Origin of the sequence: Methylocystis sp., assembly GCF_051061225.1 — a bacterium.
Taxonomy (GTDB): domain Bacteria; phylum Pseudomonadota; class Alphaproteobacteria; order Rhizobiales; family Beijerinckiaceae; genus Methylocystis.
Genome location: NZ_JBPFEB010000082.1, coordinates 1 through 23,783, shown reverse-complemented (window position 1 = coordinate 23,783; position 23,783 = coordinate 1). Strand labels below are relative to the sequence as shown.

Here is a 23,783-nt window from a genome sequence, read left to right as displayed (position 1 = left end):
CGACTTTCGACGCCGGCTCAGTTGTAATGACCGCCATTCGGCCCATGAAAAGGCGCTTCGCCAAGGCGCTTCGCCAAGGCCGGTTGTTTTGGCGGGAACAGGCGCGACGGAACAGAAGAGCCGGAGCCGCAAGGTTCCCCGGGGCCGTTTGTTTTTCTTGCCCGCGCGGCGCTAAAGGTAGGACGCATGAGTTCGGCTTTCACGAAAGAACAGGAAGACGACAACCCCCGCGAGGATCTCCCCGATCGCCCGGTCAGTCCGCATCGCAATCTCGTCACGCCGGAAGGTTTGCAACAGATCGACGATGCGCTGACGCGGCTGCACGCGGAGATTGCGCGGGCGACCGCGGCCGACGACACTCACGCGCTCGCGGTCGCGCAACGCGATCTGCGCTACTGGAGCGCGCGCCGCGCCAACGCCGAAATCGTGCAGCCCATCCGGGACCACTCGCATGTGCGATTCGGCCACCGCGTCGTCGTCGAGCTCGACGGCGGCGAGACGCGCGTGTTCCGCCTCGTGGGCGAAGACGAGGCCGATCCGGCCAGGGGCCTCATCCCCTATGTAGCGCCGCTGGCGCAGGCGTTGATGGGAAAAAGCGTCGGCGACAAGGCGGAGGTCATTCACCATAGCGCCGTCATCGTCGAGATCGGCTGAAACGCTCCTTCGCCGCGCGGCGTCGCGCGGCGAAAGTGAGACCGGGCAACTTGCGCCTTGCGCGGCGCGGTCGCGCTCGGCGACCGGCGCTGGCCGTCAGGCGGCCTTCCTGGGCTGCTTCTTCTGCGCGCTCTTTTGCGCCGGGGCCTTGGGCGCGGGCGCGGTCTTTTCCGCGATGGCCGGTTTTGCTGTCGGGTCGGCCTTGGCCGCGGAGGGTTTCGCCGGGCGGCGCAGACGGCGCTTGATCGACCCCCACAGCTCCTTCATCTCCAGCGCCGCCACGCCGTCGGGATTATATTCCGTGACGCCGAGACCGAGCCGCGCCGCCTCCTGATAATCGACGCGGGCGGAAACGAGCGGCGCGAGAAGGCCGCCGATCGCCTGAAGCGCCTTGGCGCCGAGTTCGACGCGCGCGCTTTGCTGCGACGGCGGGCACTGATTGAGCAGAAAAGCGTAATCGACGCCGGCCTCTTTCACCGTCGCGCGGGTGATTTCGCTGGCCCAGAGATCGAAGGCGTTGGGCCGCGCCGGAATGACGCAGAGATCGGCGGCGCGAATCGCGGCGAGCGTCTCCTCGCCGCCTTGTCCGGGCGCGTCGATCACGACGAGCGTGACGCCCTTCTTCTCGAGCGCCGCGAGCGTCTTTGCGAGCTTCGCGGGAGAGGTGTGCTCCACGGCGAGATTGGCGTCGCGGCGCGTCGCCGACCAGGTCACGAGTGTCTGCAGCGGATCAAGGTCCATGACGACGACGCGCTCGCCGGCCGCGCAGGCCGCCACGGCGACGCTGCTCGCGAGGGTGCTCTTGCCGGCGCCGCCTTTTTGCGTAACGAAAGCTATGGTCCGCATTGGTGATTTTCCGTGGTCGGCAGGTCGCGGAGCCGGGGAGGCCCCACGCGGATGAACGGAGTTTTCGGCGCCGCGAGTCCGAATCATTTACTTGTACAAAGGGTAATCGTTGGTTAACGCGCCGTCGAGGTGGTAATCGACTGTCAACTTCTCCAAGTATTCATCGCCCGCATGACAGGTCGCCATGTCTGATCTCTTCGCAGTTGCGAAACTCGATGACGCCGCGCCGCGTCCGCTCGCCGATCGCCTCCGGCCGACGCGTCTCGAAGAGGTCGTGGGCCAGGATCATCTGCTCGGGCCGGACGGCGCGCTCACGCGGCTCGTTCGCGGCGGCGCGCTCGGATCTCTGATTCTCTGGGGACCGCCCGGCTCCGGCAAGACGACCGTCGCGCGCCTGCTCGCGCATGAGACCAATCTGGCCTTCGTGCAGATCTCCGCGATCTTCTCGGGCGTGGCGGATCTGAAGAAAACCTTCGAGGCCGCTCGCGCCAGACGCGCAACGGGGCAGGGCACGCTCCTTTTCGTTGATGAAATTCACCGGTTCAACCGCGCGCAGCAGGACAGTTTCCTCCCCGTGATGGAGGACGGCACGATCACCCTGATCGGCGCGACGACGGAAAATCCCTCCTTCGAACTCAACGCCGCGCTTTTGTCGCGCGCGCGCGTGATGACGTTCCGGGCGCTGGATGAGGCCGCGATCGAGAAGCTGCTGGCGCGGGCGGAGGCGGTGGAGGGCAAGCCCTTGCCGCTCGATCCCGACGCGCGCGCGGCGCTCGTCGGCATGGCGGACGGCGACGGCCGCGCGGCCCTGACGCTGGCGGAGGAAATCTGGCGCGCGGCGCGCCCGGACGAGACCTTCGATCGCGCGGCGCTGGCCGACGTCGTTCAGCGCCGCGCGCCGATCTACGACAAGGCCCAGGAGGGCCACTACAATCTGATCAGCGCTCTGCACAAATGCGTGCGCGGATCCGATCCCGACGCCGCGCTCTATTATTTCGCCCGGATGCTCGACGCCGGCGAGGACCCTCTCTTTCTGGCGCGGCGCATCGTGCGGATGGCGGTGGAGGACATCGGCCTCGCCGATCCGCAGGCGCTCGTCATCGCCAATGCGGCGAAGGAGGCCTACGATTTTCTCGGCTCGCCGGAGGGCGAGCTCGCGCTGGCGCAGGCGGTGATCTATGTCGCGACGGCGCCGAAGTCCAACGCCGGCTACGTCGCCTACAAGAGCGCGCGCCGCCTTGCGCAGGAGAAGGGCTCGCTCATGCCGCCCAGGATCATCCTCAACGCGCCGACCAAGATGATGCGCGAGGAGGGCTATGGCGCCGGCTACGAATACGACCATGATTCGCCCGACGCCTTTTCAGGCCAGGATTACTGGCCGGAGGCCCTCGGCCGGCGGAAATTCTACGCGCCAGCGGAGCGCGGATTCGAGCGCGAGCTGGGCAAGCGACTCGATTATTGGGAGAGACTGCGGCGCGAGCGCAACAGTAAATAGAAATTGATTGTCATTTCGCCCCGAATGCTGTTGCGTTTTTGTCACGGAGCCCCGCAAACGCGCTGCACAAGGCTTGATCAGGCCGCCTTTCCGTTGACCGCTCCGGACGATCGGCCGTAAGTCTTCTGTCGAAAGCGGAACGACGCGCCTGCGCCGCGCCGCGTGATATTTCAAGGGACTCGAGGGGGTCACAGATGGCCAAAGCTTCTTATCTCGCCGGCGTTGCGCTGGCTCTTGCCGCCGGTTCCGCGCTCGCGGCCGATCTCCCCTCCCGCAAGGCGCCCCCGCCGGCCTTCGTTCCCCCGCCGCCGGCCTTCAGCTGGACCGGCCTCTATGGCGGTGTGAACATCGGCTACGGCTTCGGCGCCAGCAGCTCCATCCGCGGCGGCGAGCTGCTCACCCAGGTCCCGGGCGCCGGGCCGTTTGCCGGCGCTGTCGACGTGGCGGCTGGCGCGTGGAACATGCCGACCAATCTCAATGGCGTCCTCGGCGGCGGCCAGATCGGCTACAACTATCAGTTCAGCCCGTGGCTGGTCGTCGGCGTCGAAGCCGATATCCAGGCTGCTGATCTGCGCACCTCGCAGGCCGCTGGCGTGTCCTACATCTCCCCGGTCACCGGCGCCGGCGTCACTGGCTACGCCAACGCCAATCAGTATGTCGACTGGTTCGGCACGGTCCGCGGCCGCCTCGGCCTGACCCTGCCGTCCTGGCCGAACCTGATGATCTTCGGCACGGGCGGTTTTGCTTACGGCAGCGTCGAATCGGCGCATCGCTACACCCGCTTTGACGGAAGCGCGCCGCTTTTCGCCACGCAGGCTTCCGCCACCACCACCAGCACCAACACGGGCTGGACCGCGGGCGGCGGCGTCGAATGGACCCCGATGGCCTTCCCGGCCTGGTCGCTCAAGGTCGAGTATCTCTACACCGACCTGGGCTCGATCAATCAGGTGGGCACCGGCTTCTACAGCGCCGGCGCGTTCGGCGGCCCGGCCACCATGCTGGTCACCGGCAATCAGGCGAACTTCCGCTGGCACACGGTTCGCGCTGGCGTGAACTGGCACTTCAACCCGTTCGGCTCGTCCGCGCCGGTTCTGGCCAAATACTGAGATCTTCGCTGACGCGAATCGAAAGAGCCCGGCCCTGCCGGGCTCTTTTGCTTTCCGGGCCGATTCTGGCCGGCCGCGCCTTGCGCATCTTTGTCGCAGCCATATCTGCGGCCCATGGACGCGCGCGGCGCAAGACGTTAAGAATCAATCCTCAAGCAAGGCAGGGGATAAGCCCGCGCCCGGCCTTGCCGCCAATGGTTTCCCGTACGGGCAGATGCTAACCCTGAACAGGTCCAGCGCCGCCCTCCCGGAGCTTTCCGCCCCACATGTCCCGCAAGCTTGTCTTCTTTCTGGCGATCGTGGCGAGCCTCGCCGTCGGCGCGGCCCTGCCGGGGCTCGTGGCGCGATTCGGCGGAGCGGGCGCGCCTGCCAATGGAGGAGGGCCGGAAGCCGTCGCGCCGGCGCCGCAGGGACTCATCCCGCTTTCGGCGGCGCAGATCGAAGCCGCCAAAATCGGGATCGCCAAGGCGGGTCCGGGGGTGATTCGCCGCCAGATCACCGTCCCGGCGGCCGTGAAGCCAGATCCCGACCATCTCGCCCGCGTCGCCGCCAAGGTCGCCGGCGTGGTCGCGGAGATGCGCAAGAAGCTGGGCGACGAGGTCGCCAGGAACGAGACCATCGCCATCATCGATTCGCGCGAGGTCGCCGACGCCAAGAGCGAATATCTGGCCGCTCTCGCCAATTACGACCTGCAATCGCAACTGTTCCAGCGCGAGAAGGGTCTGTTCGAGAAGAAGATCACCGCCGAGCAACTGTTCCTGAAGGCCAGGGCGACCTTCACCGAGGCGAAGCTGCGGCTCGATCTCTCGCGCGGGAAGCTTGCCGCGCTCGATCTGTCGGAAAGCGAGATCGCCGCGCTCGGGTCGCAGCCGATCGCCCGCCTGCGCGAGAAGGAGATTCGCGCGCCGATCAAGGGGCGCGTCATCGAACGCCTGACCAATATCGGCCAGCCGGTGACGGCGGAAAGCCAGCTCTACGTCCTCGCCGACCTCTCCGAGGTGGAGGTCGAACTGGCGGTTCCGGTCGCCGATCTCGCCAGCGTGCGCGTCGGCCAGCCGGTTCTCCTCAAGGGGACGGGCGGGCGTTCGTTCGAAGGCGCCGTGCGCGTCGTGCATTCGATCATCACGCCCGAGACGCGCACCGGCCATGTTGTCGCCACCTTCAAAAACCCCGATTATGCGCTGCGCGCCGGCGCCTTGCTCAATGCGGAGATCGCGGTGGAGCAGAGCCCGGCGAAAGTGCTGGTCCCCCGCGCGGCCGTGCAGCTCGTTCACAATGAGCCGACGGTCTTCGTGCGGGTGAAGGACGGGTTCGAGAAGCGGGTCGTTGAGCTGGGCGACGGCGACGAGACCTCCGTCGAGATCATCAAGGGCCTCGCGCCGGGCGAACGGTTTGCGGTCGCCAACAGCTTCGTGCTCAAGGCGGAAGCCGGCAAGAGCGAAATTCCAGAGGAGTGACGGGCGCCAGACCATGATGCAGCGGATCATCGCCTTTTCGGTCCATAGCCGCTGGCTGGTCGTTCTGCTGGTGTCGCTGGTCGGCGCCTTCGGCATGTTCGCGCTCGCGCATCTGCCGATCGACGCCGTGCCCGACATCACCAATAATCAGGTCCAGATCAACGCGCGCGCGCCCGCCCTCTCCGCCTTCGAGATGGAGAAGCAGGTCGTCTATCCGATCGAGAACGCGCTCGCCGGCATTCCCGGTCTCGAATACACCCGCTCGCTGTCGCGCAACGGCTTCGGGCAGGTCACGGCCGTGTTCGCCGACGGCGTCGATATTTACTTCGCGCGCCAGCAGGTGAACGAACGCATCATGCAGGCGCGGGAGGATTTCCCGCCCGCAGTGGAGCTGCGCCTGGGGCCGATCGCCACGGGCCTGTCGGAAATCTACATGTGGTCGGTGCGCTACCGCGAGCCGCATGTCGTCGCCAGGGAGGGCGAGCCCGGCTGGCGCCGCGACGGCGCCTATGTCACGCCCGAGGGCGCGGTGCTGCGCACCCCGGTGGAGCTCGAATCCTACCTGCGCACGGTGCAGGACTGGATCATCCGCCCGCAGCTTCGCACCGTGCCGGGGGTCGCCGGCGTCGATTCGCTCGGCGGCTACATGCGGCAGTATCACGTGCAGCCGGACCCGGCGAAGCTCATGTCGCTCGGACTGTCCTTCGGCGACCTCGCGACGACGATCCAGAAGAACAACGTCAGCCGCGGCGCCGGCTATGTGGAGCGCAATGGCGAGGGTCTGGTCGTGCGCAGCGGCGGCCGTCTGGAGACCGTCGAGGACATCGGCAATGTGGTGGCGACGACGCGCAATGGCGTGCCGGTGCGCCTGCGCGAGATTGCGTCGGTGTCGATCGGCAAGGAGCTGCGCACGGGCAGCGCCAGTCTCAACGGCGACGAGGTGGTGATCGGCACGGCGCTGATGCTGATCGGGGCCAACAGCCGGACGGTTTCGGCCGCCGTCGATGAGAAGATGAAGGTCGTCGCCCGGTCGCTGCCGCCGGGAGTCGAGGTCAAGACGATCCTCAACCGCACCCTGCTGGTCGACGCCACCATCAAGACGGTGGCCAAGAATCTGACCGAGGGCGCGGCCCTCGTCATCCTCGTGCTGTTCGTCATGCTCGGCAATTTCCGGGCGGCGGTGGTGACGGCGACGGTCATTCCGGTGACCATGCTGTTTCTCGCCATCGGCATGTATGTCTTCAAGATCAGCGCCAATCTGATGAGCCTCGGCGCGCTCGACTTCGGCCTGATCGCGGACGGCGCCATCATCGTCGCCGAGAACTGCCTGCGCCGCCTGTCGGAGCGCCAGCACGCCGCCGGGCGTCCGCTCACCACCGAGGAGCGGCTCGACACCGTCATCGATTCGGCGGTGGAGATGCGGCGGCCCACCGTTTACGGCCAGTCGATCATCATCCTCGTCTATCTGCCGATCCTGAGCTTCTCGGGCGTCGAGGGGAAGATGTTCCACCCCATGGCGATGACGGTGATCATCGCCCTGCTGTCGGAATTTCTGCTCTCGCTCACCTTCTTCCCGGCGATGATCGCGCTGTTCGTCTCCGGCGAGGGCGAGGAGGGCGAGAACAGCATCGTTCATTGGCTCAAGCGCCGGTACGAGCCGCTGCTGCGCTGGGCGATGCACGAGCCCCTCAAGGTCATGGCGATCGGCGCGGGCTCCTTCGCGCTGGCGGTTCTCCTCTATCTGAGCCTCGGACAGGAGTTCATCCCCAAGCTCGACGAGAAGAACCTCGCCATGCAGGCGAACCGGATTCCGAGCACCTCGCTGTCGCAGTCGCAGGCGATGCAGCTCGATCTGGAAAACGTCATCCGCAGCCTGCCGCAGGTCGATTACGTCTTCTCCAAGACGGGAACGGCCGACATCGCGACGGATCCGATGCCGCCCAATCTGACCGACACCTTCATCATGCTGAAGCCGGAGCACGACTGGCCCGATCCGCATCTCCCGAAAGACAGGCTGATCGAGAACATCAGCGAGAAGATCGCTCAGCTTCCCGGCAACGCCTATGAATTCTCGCAGCCCATCCAGTTGCGGTTCAACGAGCTGCTGGCCGGCGTGCGCGGCGACATCGCCGTGAAGGTCTTCGGCGAGGACTTCGACGCCATGCTGAAGGCGGCCAATCACATCGCCGCGATCCTGCGGTCGACGCCGGGCGCGGCGGATGTGAAGGTGGAGCAGGTGACCGGCCTGCCGGTTCTCGACATCAAGGTGGATAAGGCCGCCATCGCCCGATACGGCCTGAGCCTCGGCGCCGTGCAGGATACGATCGGCGCCGCCATCGGCGGCGAGCCGGCGGGGGTGATCTTCGAGGGCGACCGGCGCTTCCCGATCTTCGTGCGGCTGCGCGACAATCTGCGCGAGGACGCGGGCGCGCTGGAGGCCATCCCCGTCTCGCTGCCGCCGGACGCCCAGGGCCGCATCTCGACGGTGCAGCTCAAGCAGGTGGCGAGTTTCTCGACGGTCGATGGCCAGAACCAGATTTCGCGTGAAAACGGCAAGCGCCGCGTCGTGGTGAGCGCCAATGTGCGCGGACGCGACATTGCGTCAGTCGTCACCGAGGCGCCCGCCAAGGTCGACGCCAAGGTGCAGATCCCGGCGGGCTACTGGATCGAATGGGGCGGGCAGTTCGAAAATCTCGCCGCTGCGCGCGCGCGGCTGATGATCGTCGTGCCGATCTGCTTCTTCATGATCTTCCTGCTGCTCTATTCCGCGCTCGGCTCGGCGCGGGACGCGCTGCTCGTCTTCACGGCGGTGCCGCTGGCGCTTATCGGCGGCGTGCTGGCGCTGTGGCTGCGCGGCATGCCCATGTCGGTGTCGGCGGCCGTGGGCTTCATCGCGCTGTCGGGCGTCGCCGTGCTCAACGGCCTCGTGATGCGCACCTATATCCATCAGCTCATGGTCAGCGGCGTTCCCGAGCGCGACGCGATCTTCCGCGGCGCCATGACGCGACTGCGGCCGGTGGCCATGACCGCGCTCGTCGCCTCGCTCGGCTTCGTGCCCATGGCGCTCGCGACGTCGACCGGCGCCGAAGTGCAGCGGCCGATCGCCACTGTCGTGATCGGCGGCCTGATCAGCGCGACGCTGCTGACGCTGCTCGTGCTGCCGGCGCTCTACGCCTTCTTCGGCGAGGACGAAAAAGCTCTGACCGCGGCGCGGGAAAGGGCGGCCGGTTGAGACGCCTGCCGCTCTTCCTCCTGCTGGCGGCTGTCGCCGTTGCGGCGCCGGCGCGCGCGGAGACGCTGGATGGCGCGCTTCTGCGCGCCTACAACAACAGTCCGGTGATCAATTCCAGCCGCGCCGGCGTGCGAGCGCTCGACGAGAAAGTGCCGCAGGCGCTCTCCAGCATGCGGCCGCGCGCCAGCGCCAACGCCTTTCTCGGCGTGCAGGAAAACCGGATGGTCACCAAGCAGCAGGACATCCCGCTCACGGATTCGACGCTGCAGGGTCCGGTCAAGAGCGTTCAGAGCGGCGGCAGCGTCCCGCGCTCGGCGGCTCTCTCCATCGAACAGCCGGTCTTCGACGGCTTCAAGGGGATGAACGCGACGCGCATGGCCGAGACCGGCGTGTTCGCCGGACGCGAAAGGCTCAGGCTGACCGAGCAGCGCGTGCTGTTTGGCGCCGCCTCCGCCTATATGAACGTCCTGCGCGACACGGCCGCGCTCAGATTGCAGGAGAGCAACGTCTCGGTGCTGGCCGAACAGTTGCGGCAGACCCGCGAGCGCTATGTGGCGGGCCAGATCACGCTCACCGACATCGCGCAGGCCGAGGCGCGGCTCGCGGCGGGGCAGTCGCTGGCGAGCCAGGCGCGGGCGGCGCTGGAGGCGAGCATCGGCGCCTATCGCCAGAGCATCGGCGTCGAGCCGAAGAAACTCGCGCCCGGCGCGCCCGTCGACCGGCTGATCCCGAAATCGCGCGAGGAGGCCGAGCGGATTGCGCTCGCCGAACATCCGGTCATTCTCGCCGCGCTGCACGACGCCGACGCCGCCGACATCGACATCAAGGTGATCCAGGCGGATTTCATGCCCAAGCTGTCCATCGTCGGCAATGTCTTCACGCAGACCGACGTCGCCGGCATCTACAACCGCAATGTCGGCGGATATGTCGGCGGGCGCCTCAACGTGCCGATCTACGAGGGCGGCCTCACCTCCTCGCAGGTGCGCGAAGCCAAGGAAGTCGCAGGCCAACGGCGTCTCGACGTGGACGTCGCCCGCGCCGACGTTCTCGCGCTGGTGCGCGCCAACTGGGGCGCGCTTCAGGCCGCCAAAACCCAGATCAGCGCCGCGCAGACGCAGATCGCCGCCGCCGAGCGCGCCCTTTACGGCGTGCGCGAGGAGGCCAAGGCCGGCCAGCGCACGACGCTCGACATTCTCAATGCCCAGCAGGAATTGCTCAACGCCCGCATCGGGCTGATCATCGCGCAGCGCGAACGCGTGGTCGCGTCCTACGCCGTGCTCGCCGCCATGGGGCGCCTCACCACGGAAATCCTCGCTCTCGAGGCGACGGGCTACGATCCCGCGATCCATTTCGAACAGGTGCGGGGATTGTGGGGGGGCATGGACACGCCCGATGGGGCGCGTTGAAGACTTTTGCCGCAAAGCGTTTTACTCTGCGCGCCAATCGCAGGAAAATGCGACGCAACAAAAGAGGAAACCCGATGCGAGGCGTATTCTTGAAATTTCTGGCCGTAACGCTCGCCGCGACGCCGCTCGCGGCCGGATCGGCGCAGGCCTATTGCATGTTCGGCTGCGATCCGACGGAGGACCAGGCCAAGCAGATCCTGGAGAATCTGCTCAAGCAGCGCTTCGACAAGCCGGCCAAGATCGTCGATTTCAAGCAGACCATGTCCGAGAAGCTCGAAATGCACGCCACCGGCGAGAAGGGCTTCGAGATTTTCTTCAACGCCAAGGTGCTCTTCCCCGAGGGCGCCAATCTCGAGTGCAAGCCCGACGACGCCGGCACATTCAAGGAAGGCTGTTCGCCGAGCAAGCATTATGTGACGGCGCCGCGCAACTCGGACCCCAAGGGCAAGCAATATGTCGCGCCCGGCGAGACCGTGCTGTTCGATGAGGAATATCGCTTCTACGAGGACCCCAAGGGCTGGAAGGGTCCGGACGGCAACGTCTATTCGCAGTAAGACGGCGCTTGTGCGGTCGTTTGCGATCGCGGCCCTCCCCTCTCCCGCCTGCGGCGAGAGGGGAGGGGCATGTCCCTGTCTGATTGACCCGGATTCGCGCGCGCCTTGCCGATAAAGGCTTAAATCCGCGCTTCTTCCCGTCTGCGGGGCGGGGGGCGAACGAGGATCAGGCCTGCGGGCTCGCAGACGCCGCGTTCTTTTGAAAATGCAAAAAATTATGGGCGCGCAACGCGTGCGCGCCCGAATCTTTGAGAGCGTCTCCGATGCGGAGACAGGCTCCTGCGGATCTTACTTCAGAAGGCTGTCGTTCTGCGAGCAGCCGGCCTTCTCGTTGCAGGCCTTGAAATTGGCGCGGAGCGTGTCCTTGTCGGCGCCGTAGTTCTGCGCGCGGGCGAGATACTCGTCATAGCACTTGGACGCAGCCGCAGCCTGCTTGTCCTCGTCAGCCTTGCGCGTGTCGCAATCGGCGAAAGCCGGGGTCATCATGCCGGCAAACAGGGCGGCCGCCGTGACAAAGGCGAATTTGTTCATCTTGACGTTTCCTCTTCTTCCACATTTCGGCTGTCGCCCGCGCTGGGCAGAACCCTCCCGCCGATATCAGTAGCGGTCCCTCGTAACGCGCGAAGCGGCCGAACACTGGGGGAAGAACGCGCCGCTGTCAATCGGAAGTCAGTTTCGTGACGTCGCATTCGCGCCGCTGTCCGGCAACGCCCAATGGCGGGCCGGGCTATTGGAACCAATGAAGCGGGACCACGGCGCCCAATTCCGCGCCTCTGGCGCGGGCCGCCCAAAGGATCGGCGGCGCGAAAGAGAAGGGCGCGCCCGAAGCGCGCCCCATATGCAAGCCATCCCCGTCGGAGGAAGGCCGTTAATCTCAGAGACCCTTCGAATTCTGCGGGCAACCGCACTTCTCGTCGCAGGCCTTCTTGCTTTCCTTGACCTTCGACATGTCGGCGGTCCAGCCCTGCTGATCCTTCAGATAGGCGTCCTCGCACTTGGAGGCGCAGACGGCCTGATCGTCTTCCGCGTGGGTGTCGCAGCTCGCGAAGGCCGGGGCGGTCATGGCCGCAAACATCGCAATCGCCGTGGCAATGGAGAACTTCTTCATCCTCGGGTTTCCTCTATTTCCCATTTTCTTTTTTGCTTCTTGCGCCGCCTCGACTGCGCCGCCGGCCGGCGGCGCGGGAGCTCCCACGCTTGAGCGTCACGAAGATGTCGTATCGAAACTGGGCCGTCAACGCGCCGAGCGGGCGCGTCACGAGGCAAGTTGTCGCAGGACGTAGGGCAGGATGCCGCCGTTGCGGAAATATTCCAGCTCGTCCAGCGTATCGATGCGCAGGAGCAGCGGCGCTGAGACCGTTTTGCCGTCCGGGAACGTGATTTCCGCAACGAGGGTCTGGCGCGGAGAGAGGCCCGCCTCCAACCCGCGGATGGCGACGGTCTCCTCGCCGGTGAGGCCGAGCGTGGACCAGCTCGTCCCGGCTTCGAAGGTCAGCGGCAAAACGCCCATGCCGACGAGATTGGAGCGATGGATGCGCTCGAAGCTCTGGGCGATGACGGCGCGCACGCCGAGCAGCGCCGTGCCTTTCGCGGCCCAGTCGCGCGAGGAGCCATTGCCGTATTCGGCGCCGGCGAAGACGACGAGCGGCTTTCCTTCGGCCTGATAGCGCATGGCGGCGTCGTAGATCGAAAGCGTCTCGCCGCCGGGGTAGACTTTCGTGAGCCCGCCCTCCGGCACGACGCCGTCCGGCCCCTTCATCATGTTGTTCTTGATGCGGATATTGGCGAAGGTGCCGCGCATCATGACTTCGTGATTGCCGCGACGGGTGCCGTACTGGTTGAAGTCGGCCTGCGTCACGCCATTGTCGAGCAGCCATTTGCCCGCGGGCGAGGAGGCCTTGATCGAGCCCGCCGGCGAGATGTGGTCGGTGGTGATCTTGTCGCCGAACAGGGCCAGAATCCCGGCGCCCACGACGTCCTTGATCGGCTTCGGCGTCTTCGTCAGCCCGGCGAAATAGGGCGGGTTGCGCACATAGGTCGAGTCGTCGTCCCAGGCGTAGGTTTCGCTTTCCGGCGCCGCGACCGCGCGCCAGTGCGCGTCGCCCGCGAAGACATTGGCGTAGGTCTCGCGGAAGAGGTCGCGCGTGACGTTCGCGCGGATGAAGCTGTCGATCTCGCTGCTCGCCGGCCAGATGTCGCGCAGGAAGACCGGCTTGCCGTCCGAGCCCGTCCCCAGCGGCTCCTTCGTCAGGTCGATGGACACCGTGCCGGCCAGCGCGAAGGCGACGACCAGCGGCGGCGAGGCGAGATAATTCGCCTGCACGTCCGGGTTCACGCGGCCTTCGAAATTGCGGTTGCCGGAGAGCACCGACGCGGCCACGAGGTCATGGGCGTTGATGGTCTTCGAGACCGGCGCCGGCAGCGGGCCGGAATTGCCGATGCAGGTCGTGCAGCCGAAGCCCACGAGATTGAAGCCCAGTTCGTCCAGCGATTTCTGCAGGCCGGAATTGGCGAGATATTGCCCGACCACCTGGCTTCCCGGCGCGAGCGAGGTCTTCACCCAGGGCTTGACCTTCAGGCCTTTCGCCACGGCGTTGCGGGCGAGCAGGCCCGCGCCGATCAGGACGCTGGGGTTCGACGTATTGGTGCAGGAGGTGATGGCGGCGATGACCACGTCGCCGTGGCCGAGGTCGTAATTCGTCCCCTCGACCTTGTGGCGCGGCCCCAGCCCGCCGTCCTTCTTGTATTCGCCGGCGAGCGCGGTCTCGAACGCCTTGCCGACCTCTTCGAGCGCCACCCGCCCTTCGGGGCGCTTGGGCCCGGCCAGCGAGGGTTTGACGTCGGCGAGATCGAGCGCCAGCGTGCCGGTGAAGTCCGGATCGGGCGAGGAGGCGCTGCGCAACATGCCCTGCGCGTCGGCATAGGCCTCGATCAGCGCGATGCGCTCGGCGGCGCGGCCGGAAGTGTTGAGATAGGCGAGCGTCTCGGCGTCCACCGGGAAGAAGCCGCAGGTCGCGCCATATTCCGGCGCCATATTGGCGATGGTGGCGCGATCGGCGAGGGTGAGGTGATTGAGGCCCGCACCGTAAAACTCCACGAATTTGCCCACCACGCCCTTCCTGCGCAGCATCTGCGTCACGGTGAGCACCACGTCGGTGGCGGTGACGCCCTCCTTCGGCGAGCCGGTGAGCTTGAAGCCGATGACTTCCGGGGCCAGCATGGAGAGGGGCTGGCCGAGCATGGCCGCTTCGGCCTCGATGCCGCCGACGCCCCAGCCGAGCACGGCGAGGCCGTTGACCATCGTCGTGTGCGAATCAGTGCCGACGAGCGTGTCGGGATAGGCGACCTCGGCGCCGTCCTCGGTCCGGGTCCAGATCGTCTGGGCCAGATATTCGAGATTGACCTGATGGCAGATGCCCGTGCCCGGCGGCACGACGCGGAAATTGTCGAAGGCCGACTGGCCCCATTTCAGGAAGCGGTAGCGCTCGCCGTTGCGCTCATATTCGAGCTCGACGTTTTGCTCGAAGGCCTTGGGCGTGCCGAATTCGTCGACGATGACGGAATGGTCGATGACGAGATCGACGGGCACCAGCGGATTGATCTTCTGCGGGCTCCCGCCCAGCGCCACCATGGCGTCGCGCATGGCCGCGAGATCGACCACGGCCGGGACGCCGGTGAAATCCTGCATCAGCACGCGGGCCGGGCGGAAGGCGATCTCGCGTTCGGTCTTGCCTTTTTCCGTCAGCCATTTGGCGAAGGAGAGGATCGTGTCCTTCGTGACCCAGCGGCCGTCCTCGTTGCGCAGCAGATTCTCGAGCACGACCTTGAGGGAGTAGGGCAGGCGCGAGACGCCCGCCAGGCCATTGGCCTCCGCCGCCTTCAGGGAGAAATAGTCATAGGTCTTGTCCCCCACGACGAGCTTCTGGCGGGACTTGAAACTATCGACTGAGGTCATGGAGAGATCCTTGCAGGCATAAAAGGCGGGCGCCGCCTTTCTAGAAAATTCCGTGCCATGCGCACAAGCGGCCACTTCAGGTCGATAATTGGGTCGACCTGCCCAAAAGGACAGCAGAAAGGCGCGAGGGCTGCTTCCGGCATTTGATCGAGGCGCGCGCGACGCGCCGGCTTGCTCCTCGATGAGCCGCAGGCCCAGGCGGTAGGGGGCGCTCAGGAATCGGCCTTCGCGGGCGCGGTGCCATGCCGCCGCTCGCCCCGCAGCGGCAGTTCCTCCATCCGCGCCATGAAGGCGAAGGAGAGCGCCATGCAGACCGCAAGCGCAGCAAAAACAAGCCGGAAGCTGCCTTGCAGGCGCATGAACTCCTCGGCCGTGAGTCGCGCTTCGGCGAGATAGGCGGCCCGCCCGCCGCCCAGCGCCAGCGCCGCGAAAAGGGCGACGATGACCGAGGCGCCGAGCTGGCGGAAGAATTGGGTCGTGGCCGTGGCCGTGCCCAGATCGCGGGGGAGCACGGCGTTCTGCACCGAGACGGTGGCGACCGGGAGCATGGCGCCGACGCCGAAATTCACGATGACCAGCAGCGCGTTGAGGGTGAAGAAGGAGACGCTGTCGATCTTCCAGGCGGCAAGGGCGGCGGCGAGCGCGCCCACGCCGAGACCGGCGAGCGGGACGATCTTGTAATGGGTCATCACCGACATCATCCGCCCGGACAGGGTGGCGCCGACGACGGTCGCCGCCATCAGCGGGATGAGCACGAGCCCCGAATCATGGGCGCTGAGCCCCGCGCCGACCTCGTAATAGATCGGCATCACCACCGAGAGGGCGACGAAGGCGCCGAGCCCGAAGGAGCTGGAGGCGATGGCGTCGCGCACGATGCGCAGGCTGAGCACGCGCAGGGGGATGAGCGGCTCTTCCACCGTGCGCGTGCGAAAGGCGAAGCCCGCCCAGAACAGGGCCGAAAGGGCGAGCAGGCCGATGATGTGCGCCGAGGTCCAGGGGTAGCGATTGCCGCCCCAGCTCAGGCCGAGCACGAGCGACCCCGACGCCGTGACGAGCAGGGCGGCGCCCCAGTAATCGACGCGGTGCGGATGGCGCCGCTCCGGCAGGCGCTTCAACCGCGCGTTCGTGATGATGAGCGCCGCGAGGCCGAGCGGCAGATTGATCCAGAAGATCAGCGACCAGTGCAGATATTGCGCGAAATAACCGCCGAGCGCCGGCCCGGCGACGCTGGAGGTGATGAAGACGGCGGCGAAATAGGTCTGGTAGCGCCCGCGCTCGCGCGGCGACACCAGATCGGCGACGATGGTCTGCGCGAGCGAAATGAGCCCGCCGCCGCCCAGTCCCTGCACGAGCCGCGCGGCGGCGAGCGCCGTGACGCTCGGCGCCAGCGCGCAGGCGATCGAGCCGACGATGAAGATGGCGAGCCCCGCCAGCAGCACGATCCTGCGGCCGTAAACATCGGCGAATTTGCCGTAGAGCGGCGTGACCACGGTGGCGGCGACGAGATAGGCGGTGACGATCCAGGGCAGATTCTGCGGCTCGCCGAGATCCGCGCCGATGGTCGGCATGGCGGTCACGACGATGGTCTGATCCAGCGCCGACAGCAGCATGGCGAGGCCAAGTCCCACCATCACCTGCCGTATCTCGGCAGGCGGTTGCGTCACGGCGGCTGTCATGGGCGGCGTCACCTTGGCTCGGAGGATGTCGAGCCGTTCTATCGCATTGCAGCGCGGGGGCAAACGCCGGCGCGCGCCAATCCGCCGCGCGTCAGACCATGTGATAGGCGCCGGCCACGGCCCTGGCGGCCAGATCGATCGCCGGGGCTGTGGCGTTCCAGCCGGTGACCGCCATCTGCGCCACATCGGCGCCGGAGAGCGCCGGCGCGCCGCCGGCCGCGCCCCCGCCAAAGGGATCGGACGCCCCCGTGAAATCGGCGAAGTCGCCGTTTTTCCCCGTCGCGGTGGGGTAGAAGCCGAGCGAGGTCGCGCCGCCGTCGAGGCTGAAGAAGGACTGGCGGCCGGCGCCGGGGGCGGCGGGGGCGAGATCGAGATAGGGGGAGCCGCTGGCGCCGTCCCGGCTGTAGTGGAAGAGATCGAGCGCCGTATAGACGCCCGCGCCCTGCTGCGCGCCGAGACTGCCGACGCGCCCCATGACTTCCGTGAATTCATGTTCGAAGGCCGCGACCGCGTCGAATTTTCCGGCGACCGCGCCTCCCGTGTAAGTCATCGGCAGCGCCGAGGAGAGGCCCGCATAGCCATCGACGGGCGCGGAATATTTCGGCGTGAGCCCCAGCGCCCGCGCCTGGGCGCTCGACGCCAGGAATTTGCCGCCATGCGTCGGGTCCGCGTCCGGCAGCCGCGCCGCGATGCTGGCCTGAAGCGAACTGTTGGCCGCGTTGCGCGTGAGCGCGCCGCGTATATCCGCGTAACTATAAAAGCCGCCGACCGCCGCCATGCTCATGGCGACGGCCGAAGACGAGATCTTCTGGTTGCCGACGCGGCCATAGGCGACGGAAACGCTCACTTGCACAGTGTTGGCGATCTGACCGGAGAGCCGCGCCGCCGCATGGACGGCGGCGTTGCGGAAGCCCGCCGCCGTCGCGGTCGAATCCCAGGCGAGCTTGAAGGACAGCCCGCCGGAGGCGCCGACGACGAGCGACTGGCCGGCAAGCTGTTTCGCCGTCAGCGCGTTGATCTGGTCGCCTGAGAGCGTCGTCGCCGCGCTGGCGAGGAAGGTCTGCGCCGCCGCCGCCGAGAGCTTGCCCGTTTGAGCCGTGGACAACGCCTTGATCTGAGCGGTGGTGAAATTGGCGGCGGTTCCGGCGGTGAGGCCGCCGAGCTGCGCCGTGGTCAGCGTGCGCGCGTCCAGCGCGTGAACGTCATCGCCGCTCATCGCGTTGATCTGCGCCGCCGAGAGGCGCGACGCCGTCGTCGCCGACATGGCTGAGACCTGCGAGGCGTTGAGCTGCGCGGTGTTGAGCGCCGCCACCAAAGACGCGGTCAGGCTGTTGATCTCATTGGCGGTCAGCGCCTGGGTCTGCGTCGCGCTCATGCCATGGATCTGCGTGGCCGAGAACTGGTTCGCGGTGGTCGGTCCGAGCGCTCTGATCTGATCGGCGGAGAATTTCTCCACGCCGATGCTCTGCAGCGCGGGTTTCGACAGCGCCGCCATCTGCGTCGCCGTCAGGGCGTGGACCTGATCGGCAGAGAATTTCCCGATCTGGCCGCTCGAGAATTTGGCGATCGTCCCGGTTTTCAGCCCGGCGAGCTTTTGCGCCGACAGAGCGGCGACGTCGGCCTTTTGCAGGCTGCGCAGGTCGAGCGCGTCGATCTGCGAGACCGTCATCTGTGCGAGATCGACCGTCGTCGAGGCGGAATTCGGCGCCCCGCGCGGCGCAAGCGACGCAATCGAAACCATCGACGCCCCCCTTTCCCAAGGCTTGCGGGAGGAGACGCTAGACCGGCTTCTCCTGTGCGCGCCTTAATGGGCGCCGCCATCCGGCCGTCGACATAAATGGGCCGCTAACGCGGGCGCGTCTTTTCGCGAGTCATGCGCGTTCGGATCGAATGACGCGCAGGAACGCCTCCGCCTCGGGCGCGTCGTCGAACAGCGGGTCGTCCGCGCGCGCCGGGCGCCGCCGGGCCAGCTCCCGCAGCGCCTCGTCGCTCATGATCTTGCGCGCGGCGCGGCGATGTTTGCGGGCGAGCGCCGCCCGTTCCGCTTCCAGCGCGCGCAGCAGGCGCATGTCGGCGACGGTGAGAGGGGGAGGCGCGGCGGCCTCCTCCAGCCGAAGGGGCGCCTGCTCGGGCGCCGGATCGGCGGGCGGCTCCTCGACGGGCGCGGCGGAAACTTGCAGGAGACGGCTCTCCAGGGCGGCGCGCCAGCCGAGCCCCCGGGCGCCGAGCCGCCGGGGCCAGGCGAGCGGCCCGCCCCGGCAATGGTCGCACCGGCCGCAGGGCGCGCTCTCCTCGCCAAATTCCGAGAGCAGGGTCTGGAAGCGGCATCCGGACGTCACGCAGAGCCGCGCCATGGCCTTGCGGCGCGCATAGGCGCCGGCGGCGGCTTCATCGTCCGGCGCGAGCTGCGGGACGCCCCAGCGCAGCGCCAGCTCGCGCGGCTCGAACAGCGCGAGCGCGCGGGCGGGGGCGCCGTCGCGTCCGGCGCGGCCGATCTCCTGATAATAGCCCTCGATGGAGGTCGGCAGATCGGCGTGAATGACGAAGCGCACGTCCGGCTTGTCGACGCCCATGCCGAAGGCGATGGTCGCGACCATGATCGCGCCCTCGCGCGCGAAGAAGGCGTCCTGATGCGCCCCCCGCGTATCGGCGTCGAGACCGGCGTGATAGGGCAGGGCGTCGAGGCCCTGCCGCGCGAGGGCGGCGGCGAGCGCGTCGGCCATGCGGCGGGAATTGCAATAAACGATCCCGCTTTCCTTCTCGCGGCCGATGGCGTCGACGATCTGCTTGAGGCCCCGCCGCTTGCGGGCGAAGGCGAGCGAAAGATTGGGCCGCGCGAAGGAGCGCAGGAACAACTCCGGCTCGCGCGTGAAGAGGCTTTGGCGAATGTCGGCGCGCGTGCGGGGTCCGGCGGTGGCGGTGACGGCGAGCACCGGAGCGCCGAGCTTGCGGGCGATGTCGCCGAGCCCGCGATAGTCCGGGCGAAAGTCGTGCCCCCAGTGCGAGACGCAATGCGCCTCGTCCACCGCGAACAGCGTGACGCGATTTTTGCGCAGCAATTCTTGCGCGCCGTCCTGCGCGAGCCGCTCCGGCGAGGCGTAGAGAAGACGCGCCCGACCCGTGGAGACGGCGTCCATCGCGCCCGCCGCCTCGGCGTCGTCCTGCGCGGAATGGAGCGCCACGGCGGGAACCCTGTCGGCGAGCGCGCGAAGCTGGTCGCGCATCAGGGCGATGAGCGGCGACGCCACCACGACGAGCCCCGGCCCAATGGCCGCGGGGAACTGATAGAGGAGCGACTTGCCGGAGCCCGTCGGCATGACGGCGAGCGCGTCGCGCCCATCGAGCGCCGCCGCAATCACCTCCGCCTGGCCAGGCAGGAAATCGGCATAGCCGAAAATGCTGCGCAGCAAATCGCGCGCGGACCCGTGTTCATGCTGCGCAAAATCTACTCGGTCCACGTTTCCATCCAGAGCGCCTGACGCGCGGTCAGCTCCATCTCGCACCAGGCCTGAATCGGCGCGGCCATGGAGCCGTGATCGGTCGCCCAGGCCTGAACGCAGCGCGCGTCGCGAAAGGCGATCCAGGCGCGCTGGGTCTTGCGCAGATTGTCGGCGCCGTCCTTCTCCATACCGTCGAGGGCCTTGCGATAGGCGGCGTTGAGGCGCTGGTCCCAGACGGCCGCCTCGCGTCGCGCGCATTGGCTGCGGGCGCCGTCGGACGTTCCGTCCCTTTGTTCGCAGGCGATAGCGACCACGCCGATGCAGTTCGCCGGTTCGAGGGGCGCCCTCAGCGCCGCCGCGGCGAGACGCCCGGCCGGCCCCGGCGTTTCATCCTTCTCGACGCCCGCCTTCTTCTCATTGTCTTTCACGCGCGCGAGGCAGGCCTCCACCGCCGCAACATCCGGTTTCGCCGGCGGCTCGCCGGCGCGGGCGGGAAGAGCGACAAGACACGCGGCAAGACACGCCACAAGACATGCCATCAGACACAGCGCGGCGCGGGTCATGCCCAGCCTCCTTTACGGACAGGCGGCCAGCAGCGCCGTCGCGATCTCGGCCCACTCCTCATCGAGCGGGGCGTCGCGCGGCGGACGACCGGCCCGCGCGTACCAGTAGCGCGCGTTTGAAAGATCGCCTTCCTTGCGGTGAAGATAGGCGTGCACCCACATGCTGTCCGTGTCCTCGCGCACGTCGACGCATTTGTGCGCGCCATCCCAGTCGCCGCGCGCGTCGAGCCAGAGGGCGCGCAGGGGCGCAGCGTCGGGGGGCGGATCGCCGGCGGCGAGGGCGGCGCGAAACGAGGCGAGCGTTCGAGGCACGGGCGCGACCTTTCCGATCGGGGCGCTTCATTCTTAGGACTTTTGCCGGTCGGAGGGAATCCTGGCGCGCAGCGGCTGTCCGCCTTAACGCAAAATTTGGCAACTCGGGCGCATCATCCCATTCGACCAGCGCGCGCAGCGTTGGACTGCTTGCCAAAGCGGGCGGCATGACGCCGCGCGAGACCCCCGGACATGATGTCGACAGACGCGGACTGCGGCAACGCTCCGGAAGGATCGCCATGGCGAAAGATACTGCTACGACAAGACAGCCGACCGGGCAGCTCCTCTACGGCTGGGAGAAGCTTCTTCCGGGCGTGGTCTTTTTTGCATGCGGCATAGCCATTTGCGGCATGCAGTTCGCGGCGCATGGCTTCGTGTCGACCTATGGTCTGATCGAGGCGGCGGCGTTCTCGGCGGCGGTTGTGACGATCAACCTTTACGCCGTCAAAGCCTCACAGGTCGCCGCGCTTCCGTCGCGCGAAGCCGAATTGAGGCTCGCGGTGCTGGCGCGGGCCGCCGGCCAGCTCCTTGCCGACTCGCAGGTGCAGACGGGCCTCGAAGCCAATATGAACGATCTGCGCTCGCGCCTCGAGGCGTTCGGCATGCCCCGCCGCGAGGGCGACCAGCTCTATTATGGCGACCGCCTGATCAATGACGACACGGAGATTGTCGACGAGGTCGCGCGCGCCCATGGCGGCCTGGCGTCCGTCATTCTGGGAAACAGGCGCATCGCCACGAACGAACTGGGGCGGGATGGAACGCGCGCCGTCGGCGCCGAATTCGAGGAAGGCCCGGCGCAGGAAGCGCTTTATGTCAACGGACGCATCTTCGTCGGCGAAGCCGTCATCTTCGAGAAGAACCATCTGTCGATCTACGAGCCGATCGCCATCGGGGAAGAAGTCGTCGGCGCGCTGTTCGTCGGCGTCGAGCGCGTCGACAAGGAGCTGTTGCTGAGAGCGATCGCCTCCTATGAAGATCGCGCGGAACGCATGCTGGACTCGATTGAATCGCTGCACAGCGCGCTCGCGGCCCGCGCCGAGGTCGAGGCGGCGGCGCTCGCCGACCGCTCCGCCTTCGCCGAGGCCGCGCGGCGCGCGGAAGCCGAACGCACCCGCGTCGGCAGGGTCCAGTCGATGGCGATGGAAGTTCTGAGCCGGAGCCTGAAGCTCTTCGCGCAGGGCGATCTCACCGTCCGGCTCGGCCGCGACTTCCCCGCCGAATTCGCGCGGCTGCGGGAGGATTTCAACGAAGCGGCCGAGAGGCTGATGGGCCTGGTCCGCAGCGTCGTCTCCAGCGCCGGCTCCATTCATTCGACGACGACCGACATTTCGACGTCCGCCGACGAGCTTGCGCGCCGCACGGAGCAACAGGCGGCCAATCTCGAGGAGACCGCGGCCGTGCTCAGCTCGCTGACCGAGTCGGTGAAGAAATCGGCCGAAGGCTCCGAACGCGCGGCGAAGATCGCCGAAGGCGCCGATCGCGAGGCGAAACAGGGCGGCGTCGTGGTCCGACGCGCCGTGGAGGCGATGCAGACGATCTCCGACTCCTCGCATCAGATCAGCCAGATCATCGGCGTCATCGACGAGATTGCCTTCCAGACCAATCTGCTTGCCCTCAACGCCGGCGTCGAGGCCGCGCGCGCCGGAGAATCGGGTCGCGGATTTGCGGTCGTCGCGGCGGAAGTGCGCGTGCTGGCGCAACGCTGCGCGCTCGCCGCGAAGGACATCAAGGACCTGATCCAGAAGTCGAGCCAGCAGGTCGATTCCGGCGTGGAAATGGTCTCGAACACCGGCGAGGCGCTCGACCGGATCATCACGCAGGCCTCCGAAATCCATCGCGTGGTCGTGGACATCAGCGAGACCGTCAAGGAACAGGCCATCGGCCTGCACGAGGTCAATGTGGCCATGGGACAGATGGACACCATGACCCAGCAGAACGCCACCATGGTCGACGAGTCGTCGGCGGCGACGCGTTCGCTCTCGTCCGAAACCAAGAAGCTCGCCGAACTCGTCGCGCAATTCCGCACCGGGGATGAGGGGAAGGGCGGGCAAGGACGGTCCACGAAAGCCGCCGGCGCGTCACAGCGCGAGCGGCGCATCGCCTAGAGACCCTTTCTCATCATGAGACAACGCAACCGCGCGACGTCGTTTCGCGCGGGCGCCTGCCGGACGCAACCGGCGGCGCGGCCGGGCGCGCGCCTGAGCGCCTGAAAGGCGCCGAAGCAGGCGTCAGGCTTGCGGAACCTATTGTCAACACAGGCTTTTCGTTTTTCACGCCATTGTTCGGCTCAAGGCCGGCGTGTAACGTGGAGACAGAGCCGAAACGCTGCTGGGGAGATGCATGACTGCCATGGAGTCGTTTTATGAGGTCATCCGGCGTCAGGGGATTACGCGGCGCAGCTTCACGAAATTCTGCTCAGTGACGGCCGCGAGCCTCGGCTTCGGCCCGCTGGCGGCGTCGAAGATGGCGCATGCGCTGGAGAACAATCCGCGCGTGCCGGTGATCTGGATGCATGGCCTCGAATGCACCTGCTGCTCCGAGAGCTTCATCCGTTCGGCGCATCCGCTGGTGAAGGACGTCGTCCTCTCCATGATCTCGCTCGATTACGACGACACGATCATGGCGGCGGCCGGCCACCAGGCGGAAGCGATCCTCGAGGAAACGCGGCGCAAGTACAAAGGCAAATATATTCTGGCCGTCGAAGGCAATCCGCCGCTCAACGAGGACGGCATGTTCTGCATCGACGGCGGCAAGCCCTTCGTCGAGAAGCTGAAGGCGATGGCCGAGGACTCCATGGCGATCATCGCCTGGGGCGCCTGCGCCTCCTGGGGCTGCGTGCAGGCTGCGAAGCCCAATCCCACCCAGGCGACGCCAATTGACAAGGTGATCACCGACAAGCCGATCATCAAGGTTCCCGGCTGTCCGCCGATCGCCGAAGTGATGACGGGCGTCGTCACCTTCATCACCACCTTCGGCCGGCTGCCGGAACTCGATCGCCAGGGCCGGCCCAAGATGTTCTATTCCCAGCGCATCCACGACAAATGCTACCGGCGGCCGCATTTCGACGCCGGCCAGTTCGTCGAGGAC

General features: G+C 67.1%; 18 protein-coding genes. 9 read left to right on the top strand and 9 right to left on the bottom strand.

Annotated features, from left to right (window positions below; genetic code table 11):
• Positions 1–186: 186 nt before the first annotated feature.
• A complete protein-coding gene (locus ACR652_RS14285) occupies positions 187–654 on the top strand; it encodes a GreA/GreB family elongation factor (protein ID WP_434507143.1) in 468 nt (155 codons plus the stop codon).
• Positions 655–750: 96 nt separating this feature from the next.
• Here the strand turns inward: ACR652_RS14285 and ACR652_RS14280 are convergent, their stop codons facing one another.
• Positions 751–1,500, bottom strand: coding sequence for an AAA family ATPase (locus ACR652_RS14280; protein WP_434507142.1), 750 nt, complete (start codon positions 1,498–1,500; stop codon positions 751–753).
• A 184-nt stretch (positions 1,501–1,684) separates the two neighbouring features.
• Between ACR652_RS14280 and ACR652_RS14275 the strand changes: the two genes are divergently transcribed.
• The 6 genes from ACR652_RS14275 (at position 1,685) to ACR652_RS14250 (ending at position 10,750) form a co-directional block, all read left to right on the top strand.
• The gene (locus ACR652_RS14275) at positions 1,685–2,995 is read left to right on the top strand and encodes a replication-associated recombination protein A (RefSeq protein WP_434507141.1); all 1,311 of its coding nucleotides are present in this window, start codon (positions 1,685–1,687) and stop codon (positions 2,993–2,995) included.
• A 194-nt stretch (positions 2,996–3,189) separates the two neighbouring features.
• Positions 3,190–4,101, top strand: coding sequence for an outer membrane protein (locus ACR652_RS14270; RefSeq protein WP_434507140.1), 912 nt, complete (start codon positions 3,190–3,192; stop codon positions 4,099–4,101).
• Between the two features lie 266 nt (positions 4,102–4,367).
• Entirely contained in the window at positions 4,368–5,558 is a 1,191-nt protein-coding gene (locus tag ACR652_RS14265; RefSeq protein ID WP_434507139.1) for an efflux RND transporter periplasmic adaptor subunit, read from the top strand.
• 13 nt (positions 5,559–5,571) lie between these two features.
• Entirely contained in the window at positions 5,572–8,790 is a 3,219-nt protein-coding gene (locus tag ACR652_RS14260; RefSeq protein WP_434507138.1) for an efflux RND transporter permease subunit, read from the top strand.
• Entirely contained in the window at positions 8,787–10,196 is a 1,410-nt protein-coding gene (locus ACR652_RS14255; RefSeq protein ID WP_434507137.1) for a TolC family outer membrane protein, read from the top strand. Before ACR652_RS14260 ends, ACR652_RS14255 begins: the two co-directional genes overlap by 4 nt.
• Positions 10,197–10,270: 74 nt before the next feature.
• On the top strand, positions 10,271–10,750 hold the full coding sequence (locus ACR652_RS14250; protein WP_434507136.1) for a hypothetical protein: 480 nt from the start codon (positions 10,271–10,273) through the stop codon (positions 10,748–10,750).
• Positions 10,751–11,038: 288 nt separating this feature from the next.
• On the opposite strand, the gene ACR652_RS14245 is transcribed toward ACR652_RS14250, so the two are convergent.
• The 8 genes from ACR652_RS14245 to ACR652_RS14210 form a co-directional block, all read right to left on the bottom strand.
• Positions 11,039–11,281, bottom strand: a complete 243-nt coding sequence (locus tag ACR652_RS14245) for a hypothetical protein (protein ID WP_434507135.1) — start codon at positions 11,279–11,281, stop codon at positions 11,039–11,041.
• A 343-nt stretch (positions 11,282–11,624) separates the two neighbouring features.
• Positions 11,625–11,858: a hypothetical protein gene (locus ACR652_RS14240; protein ID WP_434507134.1), complete on the bottom strand. Its 234-nt coding sequence runs from the start codon at positions 11,856–11,858 to the stop codon at positions 11,625–11,627.
• 147 nt (positions 11,859–12,005) lie between these two features.
• A complete protein-coding gene (gene acnA / locus ACR652_RS14235) occupies positions 12,006–14,705 on the bottom strand; it encodes an aconitate hydratase AcnA (protein WP_434507133.1) in 2,700 nt (899 codons plus the stop codon).
• Positions 14,706–14,917: 212 nt separating this feature from the next.
• Entirely contained in the window at positions 14,918–16,381 is a 1,464-nt protein-coding gene (locus ACR652_RS14230; protein ID WP_434507132.1) for an MFS transporter, read from the bottom strand.
• 91 nt (positions 16,382–16,472) lie between these two features.
• Positions 16,473–18,122, bottom strand: coding sequence for a hypothetical protein (locus ACR652_RS14225; RefSeq protein ID WP_434507131.1), 1,650 nt, complete (start codon positions 18,120–18,122; stop codon positions 16,473–16,475).
• 130 nt (positions 18,123–18,252) lie between these two features.
• Complete coding sequence (locus tag ACR652_RS14220) at positions 18,253–19,839, bottom strand: RecQ family ATP-dependent DNA helicase (RefSeq protein ID WP_434507130.1); 1,587 nt, start codon at positions 19,837–19,839, stop codon at positions 18,253–18,255.
• The gene (locus ACR652_RS14215) at positions 19,827–20,384 is read right to left on the bottom strand and encodes a lysozyme inhibitor LprI family protein (protein ID WP_434507129.1); all 558 of its coding nucleotides are present in this window, start codon (positions 20,382–20,384) and stop codon (positions 19,827–19,829) included. Before ACR652_RS14215 ends, ACR652_RS14220 begins: the two co-directional genes overlap by 13 nt.
• Positions 20,385–20,396: 12 nt before the next feature.
• Complete coding sequence (locus ACR652_RS14210) at positions 20,397–20,696, bottom strand: hypothetical protein (RefSeq protein WP_434507128.1); 300 nt, start codon at positions 20,694–20,696, stop codon at positions 20,397–20,399.
• Between the two features lie 239 nt (positions 20,697–20,935).
• Between ACR652_RS14210 and ACR652_RS14205 the strand changes: the two genes are divergently transcribed.
• Both ACR652_RS14205 and ACR652_RS14200 read left to right on the top strand, forming a co-directional pair.
• Entirely contained in the window at positions 20,936–22,801 is a 1,866-nt protein-coding gene (locus ACR652_RS14205) for a methyl-accepting chemotaxis protein (protein ID WP_434507127.1), read from the top strand.
• A 235-nt stretch (positions 22,802–23,036) separates the two neighbouring features.
• On the top strand, positions 23,037–23,783 hold a 747-nt coding region (locus tag ACR652_RS14200; protein WP_434507126.1), incomplete at its 3' end, for a hydrogenase small subunit.